The sequence below is a fragment of the Kitasatospora putterlickiae genome (genome assembly GCF_039527695.1).
Classification (GTDB): Bacteria; Actinomycetota; Actinomycetes; order Streptomycetales; family Streptomycetaceae; genus Kitasatospora; species Kitasatospora putterlickiae.
This window is the reverse complement of the sequence record NZ_BAAAKJ010000153.1, coordinates 304-15,860: the sequence shown is the minus strand read 5'-3', so window position 1 is coordinate 15,860 and position 15,557 is coordinate 304. Positions and strand designations below refer to the sequence as shown.

The 15,557-nt window shown below is 73.7% G+C and carries 16 protein-coding genes and 1 riboswitch; of the genes, 8 read left to right on the top strand and 8 right to left on the bottom strand.

Annotated elements, in window-relative coordinates; genetic code table 11:
- Positions 1–40: 40 nt before the first annotated feature.
- Together ABD308_RS16025 and thrC are read right to left on the bottom strand one after the other, a co-directional pair.
- The gene (locus ABD308_RS16025) at positions 41–316 is read right to left on the bottom strand and encodes a ubiquitin-like small modifier protein 1 (protein WP_344334083.1); all 276 of its coding nucleotides are present in this window, start codon (positions 314–316) and stop codon (positions 41–43) included.
- Between the two features lie 71 nt (positions 317–387).
- Positions 388–1,668, bottom strand: a complete 1,281-nt coding sequence (gene thrC / locus ABD308_RS16020) for a threonine synthase (RefSeq protein WP_344334082.1) — start codon at positions 1,666–1,668, stop codon at positions 388–390.
- A 15-nt stretch (positions 1,669–1,683) separates the two neighbouring features.
- A riboswitch (SAM riboswitch) is annotated at positions 1,684–1,814 on the bottom strand.
- Positions 1,815–1,975: 161 nt separating this feature from the next.
- On the opposite strand from thrC, the gene ABD308_RS16015 reads away from it, so the two are divergent.
- Positions 1,976–2,983, top strand: a complete 1,008-nt coding sequence (locus ABD308_RS16015; protein WP_344334080.1) for a glucosyl-3-phosphoglycerate synthase — start codon at positions 1,976–1,978, stop codon at positions 2,981–2,983.
- 38 nt (positions 2,984–3,021) lie between these two features.
- Complete coding sequence (locus ABD308_RS16010; protein ID WP_344334078.1) at positions 3,022–4,491, top strand: alpha,alpha-trehalose-phosphate synthase (UDP-forming); 1,470 nt, start codon at positions 3,022–3,024, stop codon at positions 4,489–4,491.
- On the opposite strand, the gene otsB is transcribed toward ABD308_RS16010, so the two are convergent.
- Both otsB and ABD308_RS16000 read right to left on the bottom strand, forming a co-directional pair.
- Complete coding sequence (otsB, locus tag ABD308_RS16005) at positions 4,475–5,326, bottom strand: trehalose-phosphatase (RefSeq protein WP_344334077.1); 852 nt, start codon at positions 5,324–5,326, stop codon at positions 4,475–4,477. The genes ABD308_RS16010 and otsB overlap by 17 nt on opposite strands.
- A 62-nt stretch (positions 5,327–5,388) precedes the next feature.
- Positions 5,389–5,655 carry a DUF3263 domain-containing protein gene (locus ABD308_RS16000; protein ID WP_344334075.1) on the bottom strand — a complete coding sequence of 89 codons (267 nt, stop codon included), beginning with the start codon at positions 5,653–5,655 and terminating at the stop codon, positions 5,389–5,391.
- Between the two features lie 103 nt (positions 5,656–5,758).
- Here ABD308_RS16000 and ABD308_RS15995 point away from each other — a divergent pair, with 103 nt between their 5' ends.
- Complete coding sequence (locus ABD308_RS15995) at positions 5,759–6,109, top strand: cupin domain-containing protein (RefSeq protein ID WP_344334073.1); 351 nt, start codon at positions 5,759–5,761, stop codon at positions 6,107–6,109.
- 36 nt (positions 6,110–6,145) lie between these two features.
- Here the strand turns inward: ABD308_RS15995 and ABD308_RS15990 are convergent, their stop codons facing one another.
- Positions 6,146–7,429 (bottom strand): extracellular solute-binding protein, encoded by a 1,284-nt coding sequence (locus ABD308_RS15990; RefSeq protein ID WP_344334072.1) that lies wholly within the window; start codon positions 7,427–7,429, stop codon positions 6,146–6,148.
- Positions 7,430–7,780: 351 nt separating this feature from the next.
- On the opposite strand from ABD308_RS15990, the gene ABD308_RS15985 reads away from it, so the two are divergent.
- Both ABD308_RS15985 and nagA read left to right on the top strand, forming a co-directional pair.
- Entirely contained in the window at positions 7,781–8,728 is a 948-nt protein-coding gene (locus ABD308_RS15985) for an ROK family protein (RefSeq protein WP_344334070.1), read from the top strand.
- Positions 8,725–9,897 carry an N-acetylglucosamine-6-phosphate deacetylase gene (gene nagA / locus ABD308_RS15980; protein ID WP_344334068.1) on the top strand — a complete coding sequence of 391 codons (1,173 nt, stop codon included), beginning with the start codon at positions 8,725–8,727 and terminating at the stop codon, positions 9,895–9,897. The genes ABD308_RS15985 and nagA overlap by 4 nt, the downstream gene beginning before the upstream one ends.
- Positions 9,898–9,976: 79 nt before the next feature.
- On the opposite strand, the gene ABD308_RS15975 is transcribed toward nagA, so the two are convergent.
- Complete coding sequence (locus ABD308_RS15975; RefSeq protein ID WP_344334066.1) at positions 9,977–10,963, bottom strand: carbohydrate-binding protein; 987 nt, start codon at positions 10,961–10,963, stop codon at positions 9,977–9,979.
- Between the two features lie 139 nt (positions 10,964–11,102).
- Positions 11,103–12,914 (bottom strand): GGDEF domain-containing protein, encoded by a 1,812-nt coding sequence (locus ABD308_RS15970; protein WP_344334064.1) that lies wholly within the window; start codon positions 12,912–12,914, stop codon positions 11,103–11,105.
- A 346-nt stretch (positions 12,915–13,260) separates the two neighbouring features.
- Between ABD308_RS15970 and ABD308_RS15965 the strand changes: the two genes are divergently transcribed.
- Positions 13,261–13,797 (top strand): flavin reductase family protein, encoded by a 537-nt coding sequence (locus ABD308_RS15965; RefSeq protein ID WP_425554780.1) that lies wholly within the window; start codon positions 13,261–13,263, stop codon positions 13,795–13,797.
- A gap of 7 nt (positions 13,798–13,804) precedes the next feature.
- Here the strand turns inward: ABD308_RS15965 and arfB are convergent, their stop codons facing one another.
- Complete coding sequence (gene arfB, locus ABD308_RS15960; RefSeq protein WP_344334060.1) at positions 13,805–14,239, bottom strand: alternative ribosome rescue aminoacyl-tRNA hydrolase ArfB; 435 nt, start codon at positions 14,237–14,239, stop codon at positions 13,805–13,807.
- Positions 14,240–14,309: 70 nt separating this feature from the next.
- On the opposite strand from arfB, the gene ABD308_RS15955 reads away from it, so the two are divergent.
- Both ABD308_RS15955 and ABD308_RS15950 read left to right on the top strand, forming a co-directional pair.
- Positions 14,310–14,807, top strand: a complete 498-nt coding sequence (locus tag ABD308_RS15955; protein WP_425554779.1) for a hypothetical protein — start codon at positions 14,310–14,312, stop codon at positions 14,805–14,807.
- Positions 14,808–14,923: 116 nt separating this feature from the next.
- Positions 14,924–15,499 (top strand): TerD family protein, encoded by a 576-nt coding sequence (locus tag ABD308_RS15950; RefSeq protein ID WP_344334057.1) that lies wholly within the window; start codon positions 14,924–14,926, stop codon positions 15,497–15,499.
- The last annotated feature ends 58 nt before the right edge of the window (positions 15,500–15,557 follow it).

Here is a 15,557-nt window from a genome sequence, read left to right as displayed (position 1 = left end):
CGCACCCGTCCCGGCGGGAACGGGCGCGGCGCGGCGGGGCTCAGCCGCCGGCGACCGCCGGAATGATCGAGATGTTCGCGCCGTCCTTGATCTCCGTCTCCAGGCCCTCGGCGAAGCGCACGTCGTCGTCGTTCACGTAGACGTTGACGAAGCGGCGCAGCTTGCCGGTGTCGTCCAGGACGCGCGCGGCGATCCCGGCGTGGTTCTTCTCCAGGTCGGCGATGACCTCGCCGAGCGTGGCGCCCTCGGCGGGCACCTCGCTGGCGCCGCCGGTGTAGGTGCGCAGGATGGTCGGGATGCGGACGTTGGCGCTCATGGGGGTCTCCTCAGTGCGGGGCGCGGGGACGGGACGGGCGGGGGCGCGGGCGGGTGGGGTCCGCGCGGGGGTCAGGCGGACGCCAGACCGGCGTCCCGGAAGGACTCCAGGGTCGGCCGGATCACGGCGGTCATCCCGGCCTCCGCGACGGCGTCGAGGGTCTTCAGGCCGTCGCCGGTGTTGATCGCGACGGTCTCCTTCGACGGGTCCAGCTGACCCGTCTCGACCAGCTTCTTGAGCACGCCGATGGTCACGCCGCCCGCGGTCTCCGCGAAGACGCCCTCGGTGCGGGCCAGCAGCCGGATCGCCGCCACGACCTCCTCGTCCGTCACGTCCTCCACCGCGCCGCCGGTGCGCCGGGCGATGTCCAGCACGTACGGGCCGTCGGCGGGGTTGCCGATCGCCAGCGACTTGGCGATGGTGTCCGGCTTGACCGGCCGGATCACGTCGTGGCCGGCCTTGAAGGCGGCCGAGACCGGCGAGCAGCCCGCCGCCTGGGCGCCGAAGATCCGGTACGGCCGGTCCTCGACCAGGCCGAGCCTGATCAGCTCCTGCAGGCCCTTGTCGATCTTGGTGAGCTGCGAGCCCGAGGCGATCGGGATCACGATCTGCTCCGGCAGCCGCCAGCCCAGCTGCTCGCAGATCTCGTAGGCGAGCGTCTTGGAGCCCTCGCCGTAGTACGGCCGCAGGTTGACGTTGACGAAGCCCCAGCCCTCGCCGGCCGGGTCGCCGATCAGCTCCGAGCAGAACCGGTTCACGTCGTCGTAGTTGCCCTCGATGCCGACCAGCTCGCCGCCGTACACCCCGGCCATCACGACCTTGCCCTGCTCCAGGTCGTGCGGGATGAACACGCAGGACCGGAAGCCCGCCCGGGCCGCCGCCGCGCCGACCGCGCCGGCCAGGTTGCCGGTCGAGGAGCAGGACAGCGTGGTGTAGCCGAACGCGCGGGCCGCCTCGATGGCGCAGGCCACCACGCGGTCCTTGAAGGAGTGGGTCGGGTTGCCGGAGTCGTCCTTGACGTGCAGCTGCGCGGTGAAGCCCAGCTCGCGGCCCAGGTTGTCGGCCTTCACCAGCGGGGTCCAGCCCGGGTTGAGGTTCGGCTTGCTCGCAACGTCGGCGGGCACCGGCAGCAGCGGCGCGTAGCGCCAGATCGACGCGGGACCGGCCTCGATCCGCTTGCGCAGCTCCTCGGCGTCCTCGCCGCCGAACTCGTAGGCGATCTCCAGCGGGCCGAAGCACTCCAGGCAGGCGAAGCTGGGGCCGAGCGGGAAACGGGTTCCGCACTCGCGACAGGACAGCTGGGCGGCGGGGCCGAGGTCAACGGTGACGGGTGCGGCGGTGTCGATAGCCATGCGTGGAGGCCTCTCTCCTCATCTTCCCCGTGACGCGGTCGCGCCCGGGCCGGAATTGGCACCTGTCCCGCCGGGGCGTAAGCCGACCGTGCGAGAAGGTTGCCGGGACGTCAACGGGCCGTTCCCTCAGTCCCTCTGGATGAGCTCTGTGAAGTTGTGGTCCTGCTCAGCGGAGACCCCGGCGTGCGAAGGTCCGACCGCTGTACGAAGACTGTATCCGAAGGCGTCAACCCCGAACGGCACCGTCCGCCACGCGAGATGCCCCGTCCCACCAGGCCCCGTCCCCGCCCCCGCCGAGGAGAGCACCGTGCCCCCCGAACCGACCCCCGAGCTCCTCCCCGAGACGGCGTCCTGGCTGCGCCGCCGCTCGTGGAGCGCGGCCGACCGCCCGGTGCACACGCTGCCGGCGGCCAAGCGGGCGCTCGGCCCGGCCGGCACGGTCAGCGTCGTGCTGCCCGCCCTGGACGAGGAGGCCACCGTCGGCGAGATCGTCCGGGTCATCCGCCGCGAGCTGATGGAGCGGCTTCCGCTGGTCGACGAGCTGGTGGTGGTCGACTCCGGCTCCTCCGACGCCACCGCCGAGGTCGCCGCCGAGGCCGGCGCCACCGTCGTCCACCGCGACGCGATCCTGCCCCGGCTGCCCGCCGCCCCCGGCAAGGGCGAGGTGCTCTGGCGCTCGCTGCTGGCCACCCGCGGCGAGATCGTCTGCTTCGTCGACGCCGACCTGCGCGAGTTCGACCCCGCCCTGGTCTCCGGCATCGTCGGCCCGCTGCTCACCGAGCCGGACATCCAGCTGGTCAAGGCGATGTACGACCGGCCGCTGGAGACCGACGGCGCGGTGGTGCCGGCCGGCGGCGGCCGGGTCACCGAACTGGTCGCCCGCCCGCTGCTCAACCTGCACTGGCCGGAACTCGCCGGTTTCGTCCAGCCGCTCGGCGGTGAGTACGCGGCCCGGCGCTCGCTGCTCGAACGGCTGCCCTTCCCCACCGGCTACGGCGTCGAACTCGGCCTGCTGGTCGACGCCCTGGAGACGGCCGGCCTGGACGCGCTCGCCCAGGTGGACGTCGGCGTACGCCACCACCGGCACCAGGACGGCCAGGCGCTCGGCCGGATGGCCGCCACCATCTACCGCACCGCGCTGGAACGGCTCGACCGCGCCCACCGCCTCAAGGCCTCCCCCGACCTGGTCCACCCCCGGCTCACCCAGTTCACCCGCGACCCGCGGACCCGCGCCTTCACCGCCCACACCCACCCGGTCACCGCCACCGAGCGCCCGCCGATGCACACCGTCCCCGAGTACGCCACCCGGCGATGACACGTTTGCCACCCCGGGCCCCCGGCAACCAACCAACCATGGGCCCTGACACGACCGAGCGTTCGAATCCGACCGGCGCCGCCGCCGTCCTGGTGGCGTCCAACCGGGGGCCGGTGTCCTTCGGCACCGCGGACGACGGCACGCTGACCCTCCGCAGAGGCGGCGGAGGCCTGGTCTCCGGGCTCTCCGCCATCGCCGACCCGGACGCCGTCTGGGTCTGCGCCGCCCTCTCCGACGCCGACCGCCGGGCCGCCCGGGAGGCCCCGGACGGCCGCCTCGACCGGGCCGGCCACGACGTCGGCGGGCAGGCCGTGCGGATGCTCGACATAGACCCGGAGACCTTCGCCCGCGCCTACAACGGCGTCGCCAACTCGACCCTCTGGTTCGTCCACCACCTGCTCTGGAACACCCCGACCGCCCCCGCCTTCGACGCCGCCTTCCGCACCGAGTGGGAGGCCTACACCGCCTACAACGCCGCCTTCGCCGAGGCGCTCGCCGCCGAGGCCGCCCCCGGCGCCGCCGTCCTGGTGCAGGACTACCACCTCTCGCTGGTCCCGGCGCTGCTCCGCGCCGCCCGCCCCGATCTGCGGATCGGCCACTTCTCGCACACCCCCTGGGCGCCGCCCGAGTACCTGCGGCTGCTGCCCGACGACATCTCGGAGGCCGTCCTCACCGGCGTCCTCGGCGCCGACCGGGCGGGCTTCCTGACCCGCCGCTGGGCGCTCGCCTTCGCCGACTGCTGCGAGCGCTTCCTCGGCGCGACGGTCGACCGCGAGGCGCTCACCGTCACCCACGCCGGCCGCACCACCGCGCTGGGCGTCCACGGCCTCGGCGCCGACGCCGACTTCCTGCGCGAGCGCGCCCACCGTCCGGACGTCGACGAGCGGCTCGCCACCCTGCGCGAGGCCGTCGGCGAGCGCCGCACGGTCGTCCGGGTCGACCGCACCGAGCTGAGCAAGAACATCGTCCGCGGCTTCCTGGCCTACCGGCACCTGCTGCGCACCCGCCCCGAGTGGCGCGACCAGGTGGTGCACATCGCCTTCGCCTACCCGTCCCGCACCGACCTCGCCGAGTACCGGGCCTACACCGACCAGGTGCGGGCGCTGGCCGCCGAGATCGTCGCGGAGTTCGGCACGCCGGACTGGACGCCGCTGATCCTGCACGTCGACGACGACTTCCCGCGCTCGCTGGCCGCCTACCGGATGGCCGACGTGGCCCTGGTCAACCCGATCCGGGACGGCATGAACCTGGTCGCCAAGGAGGTCCCGGTGGTCTCCGACCGGGGCTGCGCGCTCGTGCTGTCCCGGGAGGCCGGCGCGCACGCCGAACTCGGCGAGGACGCGCTGAGCGTCAACCCGTACGACGTCGTGGCCACCGCCGACGCGCTGCACGCCGGGCTCACCATGCCGGCCGGCGAGCGCGCCGACCGCACCAAGCGGCTGGCCGCCGCCGCGACGGCGCTGCCGCCCCAGCGGTGGTTCCTCGACCAGCTCAACGCCCTGCGCTGAGCTCCTCCCCCAGCGCGCCGAGCAGTTCCACCACGCCGGCCGGGCCCGGGACCACCAGGTCCGCCCGGTCGGCGAGCTCGCGCACCGGCGCGTCCGGCACGTCGCCCACCGCGCCGCTGCACACCAGCAGCCCGGCCAGGCCCTCGCCGCGCAGCTTCTCCACCGCCGCGAAGGCCGGGACGTCCCCGAGGTCGTCGCCCGCGTAGAGCACCGCGCGGGCACCGCGCTCGCGCAGCAGCCCGGTCAGCGCCGCCCCCTTGTCCACCCCCGGCGGCCGCAGCTCCAGCACCAGCCGGCCCGGCTCCACCACCAGCCCGTGCTCGGCCGCCAGCGCCTCCAGCGGCCCGCGCAGCAGCTCGAACGCGGCGGCCGGCCCGGCGGCGCGCCGGGTGTGCACGGCCACCGAGCGGCCCTTGTCCTCCACCGAGGTGCCCTCGGGCGCGGCGAGCTCCGCCAGCAGCCGGGGCAGCCGCTCGCGCACCGCGGCCACGCCCGGGTGCGGCGGCGGCGCGGTCCGCTCGCCGTCCTCCCAGCGCTCCGCGCCGTAGTGGCCGAGCACCACCACCCCGGCGAGTCCGGCGAGCCCGCCGTACTCCACGGCCAGGTCGGCCGGGCGGCCGGTCACCACCGCGACCGCGCCGACGTGCGGCGCCAGCGCGCGCAGCGCGGGCACCACGCCCGGATGCGCCCGGGCCCGGCTCGGGTCGGGGACGATCGGGGCGAGCGTCCCGTCGAAGTCGAGGGCGATCACGGCGTCACGGGGCGCGGCGAGCAGCGCCGCCAGCCCCGCGCGCCCGGCTTCCGTCAGCGGTCGCGTCATGTCGGCAAGACCCATGCCTGGCACCGTACCCACCCCGGCCCGGGGTCACCCGTCGGGCGTGCCGCCCCGGGGACGACCTAGCGTGCCGCCCGCCGGGCGTCCCGGATCCGGCGCAGCCGGTTGACCAGGACCGGCGCGTGCGCCAGCGCCTCCGGCCGGTCCAGCAGCGTGTTCAGCAGCTGGTAGTACCGGGTGCTGGAGAGCCCCAGCTCCTCCCGGACGGCGCGCTCCTTGGCGCCGGCCGTCCGCCAGGAGCGGCCCTCCAGCTCCAGCACGGCCCGGTCCCGCTCGTCCAGCCCGCCGGGCGCACCCGGTTCCGGTGCCGTCCCCTCGTCCGCGCCCATCCGGGCCCACCTCCGTCCATCACTACGGAGTGTCATTCTCCCCCGCGGACCCGACACACTCTGCGCCCCGCGCGGCCCCGGCCCGGCGGCTAGCGTCGATCCCATGACCAGCACGCCGACCGTCTCCTTCGCCCTGCACGTTCCGACCGCGGAGCTCCTCCCCGACCCGCTCGACCCGGCTCAGATCGTCTCCGGCACCCCCGAGGTGTCCGCCCTGGTGCTCACCGGATCCGCCACCGGGGAGACCGGCGTCTGGCAGATCACCCCTGGCACGGTCACCGACGTCGAGGCGGACGAGGTGTTCACGGTGCTGAGCGGCCGGGCCACCGTCGTGGTCGACGGCGGCCCGACGCTGGAGCTCGGTCCGGGCGTCTGCGGGGTGCTGCGGGCGGGCGAGCGCACCACCTGGACCGTGCACGAGACGCTGCGCAAGGTCTACACGATCACCTACTGACGCCCGCCCGGACCGCCGCCACCGCCCCGCCCGGATTCACTTGCGGACCCGGGCCGCCTCCTTCACCGCCGCCTGCTGGAGCTCGGCCAGCACCGGCCGGGCGTCGCCGGTGACCGCCGGTCCGATGCCGGCCTTGATCCGGTTGGAGACCTCCGCCCAGGCCGGGTCGCCGAACGGGTAGAAGCTCGCGTTGCCCAGACCGGCCGCGAACTGCTTGAGGTCCTCGTGCCTCGGGTCCTTGGTCATCGCGTCGAAGGCGTCCTGGGTGACCGGCAGCAGGTTGTAGGTCTCGTCGAACTTGAGCTGGTTCTCCTTGGTGTAGACGAAGGAGAGGAAGCTGCGGATCTCGTTCTTGTGTCCGTTGGCCTTGAACGCCATCATCCAGTCGGCCACGCCGAGGCTGCCGGTCCTCGCCAGGCCGTCCTTCTTCGGGATCGGCGCGGTCCCGAAGTCGATCTTGCCGTTGGCGGCCATCCGCAGCAGCGTCGGGTGCCCGTTGAGCATCGCCACCTTGCCGGCCGCGAAGTCGCTGAACACCGGGGTGCGGTTCACCTTGCCGGGGTCGGGGTAGGTCAGACCGGTGGAGACCAGGTTGGTCCTCAGCCAGTCGAAGGTGGCCTGGTTCTGGGGGCTGTCGATGGCGTAGTTGCCGACGTCGTCGGAGAGGCTGCCGCCACCGCTCAGCGTCCAGAGCATCGATTCGGCCGGCGCCTCCTCGGGCCCGAGCGGCAGTCCGTAGGGCACCACGCCCGGGACCTTGGCCTTGATCTTCTCGGCGGCCGCCTTGAGCTCGTTCCAGGTGGCCGGCGGCTGGGTGATGCCGGCCCGCTGGAAGATCGCCTTGTTGTAGAACAGCACCCGCGAGGAGGAGACGAAGGGAATGCCGTACGGCGTGCCGATCACCTGCCCCGCGTGCGAGAACAACTCCATGATGTTGGCCCGGGTCTCCAGGGTGAGCACATCCGCGGTCGGGTACAGCCGGTCGGCGGCGGCCTGGTCGGCGAAGCCTCCGGTCTGCACCAGGTCGGGCGACTTGCCGCCGCGCACCAGCTCGTCGACCCGCTTGCCGATGTCGGTCCAGCTCGCCACCTCGACGTCCACCCTGATGCCGGGGTTGGCGGCCTCGAAGCGGCGGGCGAGGTCGTCCCAGTACAGCTTGGAGCTGGTGTCCGCGCTCTCGCCGTAGTCGGCCGCGACCAGTTTGAGGGTGACCGGGCCGTCGTCCTGGCCGCCGCAGCCGGTGAGCACCAGTGCTCCGGCGAGGGCTCCGGCCAGCGCGAGGCTGAAGGGCCGGGTGGGGACCTGGGCGCGTCTGTTCAACGCGGGTACCGCCTTCGAGGGGGATCCTGGGGGTGGGACGGACCGGATCGGAGGGGGTGGATCCGGCCGTGGGAGGCCGCAAGGGTGCCAAACCGGGCGCACGGCGGTCCACACCTCGGGGGCCCGAACGCCGGGTAGTTATCGAAGTGCGGGAGTTGTTGCGCGGTACGCAACGAAATCCACGGATCCGACCTGCCAAACCCGTCCCCGCCCCCGCCCGGGGGCCTGCCGAGGGGCTCGCTCAAAGTGCCTCACACCGCACGCTTCTGCGACAAAGCTCACCCCTTTGGACCAGACCAATCCGACAACTGGACTAGACCTCTTAGACCTGGTCAAGGGAAACTGTCCTCCGTGAAGCACGTCATCGCACTCGATGTGGGGGGCACCGGCATGAAAGCCGCGCTGCTCGCCCAGGACGGCTCCGTGCTGTTCGAAGCACGCCGCCGGACCGGGCGGGAGCACGGCACGGAAGCCGTGGTCACCGCCATCCTCGACTTCGCCGCCGATCTGGCGGACGAAGGCCGCAGCCGTTTCGGCGCCGCGCCCCTGGCGGCGGGTGTCGCCGTCCCGGGGACGATCGACGAGAAGCACGGCATCGCGGTCTTCTCCGCCAACCTCGGCTGGCGCGACCTGCCGCTGCGCAAGCTGCTCAGCGAGCGCCTGGCCGGCCCGGACGGCGGGGCGATGCCGGTCGCCCTGGGCCATGACGTGCGCACCGGCGGCCTCGCCGAGGGCCGGCTCGGCGCCGGCCGGGGGGTCGGGCACTTCCTGTTCATCGCCCTCGGCACCGGCATCGCCGGCGCCATCGGCATCGACGGCCGGATCGAAGGCGGAGCCCACGGCTACGGCGGCGAGATCGGCCACGTGGTGGTCCGCCCCGGCGGACCGCAGTGCGGCTGCGGCGCCCGAGGCTGCCTGGAGACCCTCGCCTCCGCCTCCGCCGTCTCCCGCGCCTGGGCCGAGGCCGTGGGCGACCCCGACGCCGACGCGGCATCCTGCGCCGTCGCGGTGGACGCCGGGGACCCGCGCGCGGTCGCGGTCTGGCACAACGCGGTGGAGGCCCTGGCCGACGGCATCGTCCTCGCCCAGAGCCTGCTCGACCCGTCCCGGATCATCGTCGGCGGCGGGCTGGCCGAGGCCGGAGACACCCTGTTCACGCCGCTTCGGGCGGCGGTCACCGAGCGGCTGACCTTCCAGATGCCCCCCGAGGTCGTTCCCGCCATGCTCAAAGACACCGCCGCGTCACTGGGCGCGGGCCTGCTCGCCTGGGATCTGCTCTCCATGGAGGTGACCGCGTGACCGCGGACCGACTCGCACTGACCGGCGCCCGGCTGGTCCTGCCCGGAGGCGTCGTCGAGGGCGACCGTCTCGCCGTCGAGGGCGACCGGATCGCCGGTCTCGGCGGCTCCGCCACGCCCGGCGACCTCGACCTCAGCGGCTACACCGTCGTCCCCGGCTTCGTCGACCTGCACGTGCACGGCGGCGGCGGCGCGTCCTACTCCTCCGGCATCGCCGAGGAGGCCCTCCAGGTCGCCCGCACCCACCTGGAGCACGGCACCACCACCACGGTCGCCTCCACCGTCACCGGCGAGATCGACGACCTGGCCCGCCAGGCCTCGGTGCTCTCCGAGCTGGTCGAGGACGGCGTGCTGGCCGGCATCCACTTCGAGGGCCCGTTCATCTCGCACAACCGCTGCGGCGCCCACCGCCCCGACCTGCTGCGCGACCCCGACCCGGCACTGGTGCGCAAGCTGGTCGACGCCGCCCGCGGCCACGCCCGGATGGTCACCCTGGCGCCCGAGCTGCCCGGCGGCCTCGACTCCGTGCGGATGCTCGCCGACCTGGGCGTGATCGCCGCCGTCGGCCACACCGACTCGGACTACGCCAAGACGCTGGAGGCCATCGAGGCCGGCGCCACCGTCGCCACCCACCTGTTCAACGCCATGCCCGGCATCGCCCACCGCGCGCCCGGCCCGATCGTGGCGCTGCTGGAGGACGAGCGGGTCACCGTCGAGCTGATCAACGACGGCGTCCACCTGCACCCGTCCGTGCTCGACCTCGCCTACGGCACCGCCGGCGCCGCCCGGGTCGCCCTCATCACCGACGCCATGGGCGCGGCCGGCATGGGCGACGGTCTCTACCCGCTCGGCCCGCTGCAGGTCGAGGTCAAGGACGGCGTCGCCCGGCTGGTCGAGGGCGGCGCGATCGCCGGCTCCACGCTCACCCTGGACGTGGCGTTCAAGCGCGCGGTCACGGTCAACGGCCTCGGCCTCAACCAGGTCGTCGAGTCGCTCTCCGCCGTCCCGGCCAGGCTGCTCGGCCTCGCCGACCGGATCGGCGGCCTGGAGCCCGGCAAGCTCGCCGACCTCGCCGTCGTCGACTCCGCGACCTACGACCTGGTCGCCGTGATGCGCCACGGCGAGTGGATCACCGGCGGCGACCGCTTCGCCCCGATCGCGACCGCCTGACCCGCGCCCGCACATGACGGAGGCCGCCGGTTCCCCCGCGATGGGGGGAACCGGCGGCCTCCGTCGTGAGCCGCCGCGGCTACGCCGCCTCCAGCACCACCTGGTCGATCAGGATCGTGCCGCTGCCCGGCGGCAGCGAGATCACGATGGTGTTCGCCCCCGCCTGCATCGGCGGGGTTATGTAGGTGTTGAACCAGGACGCGGCGGGGTCCTTGCCCGGCGAGTAGTTCTTGAGGTTCGCGCCGCCCGGCCAGTCCTTGCCGTTGACCGCCATCGTCGCCCGCACGTCGGCGCCCGGGTTGTTGTAGTGCACGGTGAACTTGTACGTGCCGGCGGTCGGGAGGTCGCCGGCCCAGGTGACCGTCCCTCCCGGGTTGAGCGTCAGGTAGCTGCCGTCCGCCGACTTGGTGCCCTTGACGGTGTTCGCCGAGGGCGCGTTCTGCCCCTGGAGCTGGCCGGCGTCCACCGGGCCGAGGCCGCCCGAGGCGGTCGCCGAGGGGGTGGCCGACGCGGCGGCGCTCGTCGGGTCGGCGCTCCCGGTGGCGCCGCCCGGGGTGGCCGGGGCGCTCGCCGCGGTGGTGCCGCCCTTGGCCTCCTCGTCCTTGTCCTTGTCCGGGTCCCCGGTGGACAGGGCGATGCCGGCGCCGATCGCGATGGCCGCGACCACGGCGACCGCGCCGATCACCGCGCCCTTGCCCCGGCCGCGGCCCGGCGGCCGCTCCTCGCCGGGCTGCGGGCGGGAGTGCTCGGCGTAGCGGGTCTGCTGGGTCGGGGCGGAGCCGAAGTCGCCCTGCGGCGGGTACGGCTGCTGCGGCTGGGGCTGCGGGTAGCCCGGCTGCGGCGGGTAGGGCTGCTGCGGTCGCGGCGGCTGGCCGTACTGGGCGCGGCCGACCTCCATCGGGCGGCTGTAGGACGTGCGCGGCACGCCCTGCTGCGGCTCGGCCGGCTGACCGGAGCCGCCGTCGGCCGGACGGTAGAGGTAGCCGAAGGGATCGTCGTCCTGCGGGGCGCCGTCCTCCGGGCCCTGGGGCGCTCCGCTGCTGCCGGCGGTGGTCACGGTGGTCAACTCCCCCATCGCGGTCGCGCCGCCGGGCTGCCGTGCCGTCGGCGCTGGTCGTGGTCGCTCGTACCCCGGAACCCTACCTGCCGCCGCCGACGCCCCGAAAAGACCCCTTGACAACCGGCGGGTAACCCCGCGTGGTCCGCTAGCCGGCCCGCCGGTGCGAACGCTCGCCGCGGGCCCCTCGCACCGCGCCGCCGCGGGCCCGCTTCTCGTCGTACATCCGCTCGTCCGCGGTGTGCAGGACCTCCTCGATGCTCATCCCGCAGCCGGCCCAGCCGATGCCGAGGCTCACGCCGACCCGCATCCCCCGGCCGTCGATCCGCATCGGCGGGATGATCGCGTTGCGCAGCCGGTGGGCGAGGTCCTTCGCCTCGTCGCGGCCGATGCCGTCGGCGAGCACCACGAACTCGTCGCCGCCGAGGCGGGCCACCGTGTCGCCGTCGCGCACGGCGGCGCTGAGCCGACGGGCGACCTCGACCAGGACGGCGTCACCGGCGTTGTGGCCGAACCGGTCGTTGATCGACTTGAAGCCGTCGAGGTCGCAGAAGATCACCGCGAGCCCCTTCTCGACGGGGGCCGCCGGGGCGCCCGAGCGGAACGGGCCGGACCGCAGCTCGCCGCCCGGGCCCTGGTCGGCGGGGACCACCGCGTGCACGTGCTCGCCGTACCCGTTCGCCCCGCCGTCGGTGGCGGGCGCCGGGTACCCCTCCGTCTCCGTGCCGTCCTGGCCGGCCGGGCGGTAGGAGTCGCCGAACAGGCTCTCCGGGTAGCCGCCGGCGCCGTATCCGGTGCCGCCGTAGCCGTACCCGCCGCTCCCGTGGCCCGCGTCGGCGGGCCCGCCCTGCTGACCTGCGGTGACGGGCTCCTGCGGCAGCCCGCAGAGCCGGCGCCCCAGCCGGGCCTTGAGCTCGGCGCCGTTCGGCAGCCCGGTGAGCGCGTCGTGGCTGGCCCGGTGGGCGAGCTGCAGCTCATGCCGCTTGCGGTCCTCGATGTCCTCGACGTGGGTGAGCAGGAAGCTCGGGCCCTCGGCGGCGTCGGCCACGATCGAGTTCCGCAGGCACACCCACTGGTAGCCGCCGTCCCGGCGGGAGAGCCGTAGTTCCGCCCGGCCGCTCTCGGCGCTGGTGCGCTCCAGCAGCGCCCGGTCGTCCGGGTGGACGAGATCGGCGAAGCTCTGCTGGCGCAGCACCGCCCGGGGGCGGCCGAGCAGGCGACAGAGCGCGTCGTTGACCCGGGTCAGCTGGCCGCGCCCGGCACCGTGCAGTTCGGTGATGGCCATCCCGCTGGGGGCGTACTCGAAGGCCTGGCGGAAGCTCTCCTCGCTGGCCCGCAGCGCCTGCTGCTCCTTCTCCAGGCGGGCCAGCGCGCGTTGCATCTCGGCGCGCAGCCGGGCGTTGCCGATCGCGATGGAGGCCTGCAGGGAGAACATCTCCAGGGCCTCGCGGGTCCAGGCGCCGGGCCGCTTGCCGCTGCGCGGGCGGTCCACCGAGAGCACGCCGAGCAGGTCGCCGCCGGCGCTGTACATGGGAGCGAGCAGGCCGTCGGCGGGGTGCCAGTCGTTGGCGTAGACGGGCATCGGACCGTCCCCGATCCAGCGCGGGATGTCGCTGGCGACCGCCCAGCCGCGGTCGTAGGGGAGGAAGCGCAGGGTGCCCCAGTGGTCGCTGACGCCGAGCAGCCGGTCCCAGGACTCGCGGGAGCCGACCTGGCCGAGCAGGACGGAGGGCCCGCCCATGGCGCTCTCCTCCAGCTCCCAGACGGCCGCCACCACAAGGTCGCCGTCCGGCCGCACCAGGCTGACCGCGGCGGCGTCGAATCCGAGTCCGTGCACCGCGCCCTCGACCACGGCCTGCAGCGTTCCCGCCAGGCTGCGGGCAGCGTTGAGGTCCGCCACGACCCGGTGCAAGGTGCGGAGGGTCGCGAGACGGACGTACGGCTCCGACTCGGCTTCCATGCGGGGGCTCCCCGGCTGCTTCGGATAGGTCTTGATTGGTTATCGTCCGATTGCCAGAAGAACTGAATCACAGGGAGCACAGCGTTCGGCACGCTCGGTCAGCAATAGGCCAGCACTTGTGACTTAAATCACACAAGACTAATGCACCCTTAATCAGTTCATCTGTCCCATACCTGGACAAGACAGCCCATCGACACATTTCCCGTGGTCGGTCGCATTGGCCGCGCACTGTAGCCCCTGACCGCCGGCAGGCCCTCCCCTTCACTCCTGGGGGTGAGTCGCACGGGGCTGCGCCGCTGGTCCTACGACCAGGGCCCGATGTCGTTCCCCCCGGTCGCGGGCTACCGTGCGGTACGTGTACCCGTCCCCGCAGCCCGAAGCTGCCTCCCAAGCGACCCCCGACGAGTTCCGGGCCGCGCTCTCCCAGCTCGCCTCCGGCGTGAGCCTGGTGACCGTCCACGATCCGGACGACGGCGAGGACGTCGGCATGACCGCCACGTCCTTCCTCTCGGTGTCGCTGGAGCCGCCGCTGGTCCTGATCTCCGTCCGGGAGGACTCCCGGATGGACGAGGTGCTCTCCCGGGCCGACACCTGGGCGGTCTCCCTGCTGTCGGAGGGCCAGAAGGCGCTCGGCTCGCGGTTCGCCATGAAGGGCCGGCTCAGCGACCGGCTGCTCTTCGCCGACGCCGCGCACCACCGCGGCCCGCACAGCGGAGCCCCGCTGATCGACGGCGCGCTCGCCACCGTGGAGTGCCGCACCGAGCAGCGGATAGCCGCCGGCGACCACACCCTGCTGCTCGGCCGCGTCCTGGAGGCCACGGTCCCCGACCCGGGCGGCCGCCCGCTGCTCTACTTCCGCGGCGGCTACCGCACCCTGGGCTGAGCCGGACCTACTGCTCCCCGCGCGGGGCGCGCCGCCCCTGCTTCAGCTCGGAGCGGTGCCGCTTGTTGGTGAGCCGGCGCTCGACCATGCCCCGGCTCGGCCGGGTCGCCCGGCGAGCCTTCGGCGGCGGCGCGGTCGCCTCGCCGAGCAGCGAGGCCAGCCGGGCTGCGGCGACCTCCCGGTTGCGCCACTGCGAACGGTGCTCCGAGGCCCGGACCACCAGCACCCGCCCGTCCACCAGCCGCCCCGCCAGCCGTTCCAGGGCCCGCTGCTTCCACACCTCGGGCAGCGCGTCGGAGGCCGCCAGGTCGTAGCGCAGCTCCACCTGGGTGTCCGAGGTGTTGACGTGCTGGCCGCCGGGACCGGAGGAACGGGAGAAGCGCCAGACGAGCTCGGCGTCGGGGACGACCACCGACCCCCGTACGCGAATGGGCTCAGGCATGCGCCCATTCTCCCGCGCCGGGGCCACGCCGGTCACCCGGTTATCCGGCCAGGACCGGGCAGCCCCGACAATGTCCAGTGTGATCGAGCTCGGCTACTCCCTTTCCAACCGCTTCCCCGACCCCCCGCAGACCGACTACCGGACCGCGGGCGTGCGTGAGCTGCGGTACGACCTGTTCTGCGGCGACGTCTACCTCGACGCCGAGGGCGCGGAACTGTCCACGGCCTGGGGATGGGTCCCGGTGCTGGACTTCGCCTGGGCCCTGTGCGACATCGTCGAGGAACTCGACCGCGACCCGGCCGGCGGCCGCGCGGCCCGGGTGCAGACCGCCGACCTCGACTTCACCCAGAACACCGAACTGCTCCGGTTCGCCCGCCGCTTCAACTGGGTCGAGGTCACCGCCACCTGGCTGCCCGACGAGCCGCCCGCCGTGCTGCGCCACGGCGACCTGCGCCGCGAGGCGCGGGACTTCCTCCAGGACACCCTCGCCGACCTCTTCGACATGCACCCCGACCTCGCCGACAATCCGGCGATCTGGGAGCTCCAGAGCCGGTTCCGACGGATCTGACGAGGGAATACCCAAAACCTTGCCAACGGGCCGAAAAGGCCCGGCCGCGCGGAACCAACTCCGGAGGTTCCCGCGTTATCCCCGGCAACAAGCAAATCGAAGGGACTGCACACACCATGCCAGTGAGCCTCTCCAAGGGTGGCAACGTCTCGCTGACCAAGGAGGCCCCCGGCCTGACCGCGGTCACCGTCGGCCTCGGCTGGGACGTCCGCACCACGACCGGTGCCGAGTTCGACCTGGACGCCAGCGCGATCGTGCTGAACGCGGACGGAAAGGTGCTGTCCAACAGCCACTTCGTCTTCTTCAACAACACCAGCACCCCGGACAACACCGTCGTCCACACCGGTGACAACCGCACCGGCGAGGGCGCCGGCGACGACGAGGCGATCAACGTCAACCTCGCCACGCTGCCGGCCGAGGCCACCCGGATCACCTTCCCGGTCTCGATCTACGACGCCGTCGCCCGGTCCCAGAACTTCGGCCAGGTCCGCAACGCCTACATCCGCGTGGTGAACGCCGCCGGTGGCGCCGAGATCGCCCGCTACGACCTCTCCGAGGACGCCGCCACCGAGACCGCCATGATCTTCGGCGAGCTCTACCGCAACGGCGCCGAGTGGAAGTTCCGCGCGGTCGGCCAGGGCTACGCCTCCGGCCTGGCCGGCATCGCCCAGGACTTCGGCGTCCAGATCTGACGCTCCCGCACCCGCGGGCCGTCCGGCGCCCGTCCCGCCACCCGGCGGGGCGGGCGCC

Excerpts from the sequence above, each read along its gene's own strand:
- ABD308_RS15950 (WP_344334057.1), top strand. The coding sequence starts at position 14,924 with ATGCCAGTGAGCCTCTCCAAGGGTGGCAACGTCTCGCTGACCAAGGAG.
- ABD308_RS15955 (WP_425554779.1), top strand. The coding sequence starts at position 14,310 with ATGTCCAGTGTGATCGAGCTCGGCTACTCCCTTTCCAACCGCTTCCCC.
- ABD308_RS15970 (WP_344334064.1), bottom strand. The coding sequence starts at position 12,914 with ATGGAAGCCGAGTCGGAGCCGTACGTCCGTCTCGCGACCCTCCGCACC.
- arfB (WP_344334060.1), bottom strand. The coding sequence starts at position 14,239 with ATGCCTGAGCCCATTCGCGTACGGGGGTCGGTGGTCGTCCCCGACGCC.
- ABD308_RS16010 (WP_344334078.1), top strand. The coding sequence starts at position 3,022 with ATGGGCCCTGACACGACCGAGCGTTCGAATCCGACCGGCGCCGCCGCC.
- thrC (WP_344334082.1), bottom strand. The coding sequence starts at position 1,668 with ATGGCTATCGACACCGCCGCACCCGTCACCGTTGACCTCGGCCCCGCC.
- otsB (WP_344334077.1), bottom strand. The coding sequence starts at position 5,326 with ATGGGTCTTGCCGACATGACGCGACCGCTGACGGAAGCCGGGCGCGCG.
- ABD308_RS16000 (WP_344334075.1), bottom strand. The coding sequence starts at position 5,655 with ATGGGCGCGGACGAGGGGACGGCACCGGAACCGGGTGCGCCCGGCGGG.
- ABD308_RS15995 (WP_344334073.1), top strand. The coding sequence starts at position 5,759 with ATGACCAGCACGCCGACCGTCTCCTTCGCCCTGCACGTTCCGACCGCG.
- ABD308_RS16025 (WP_344334083.1), bottom strand. The coding sequence starts at position 316 with ATGAGCGCCAACGTCCGCATCCCGACCATCCTGCGCACCTACACCGGC.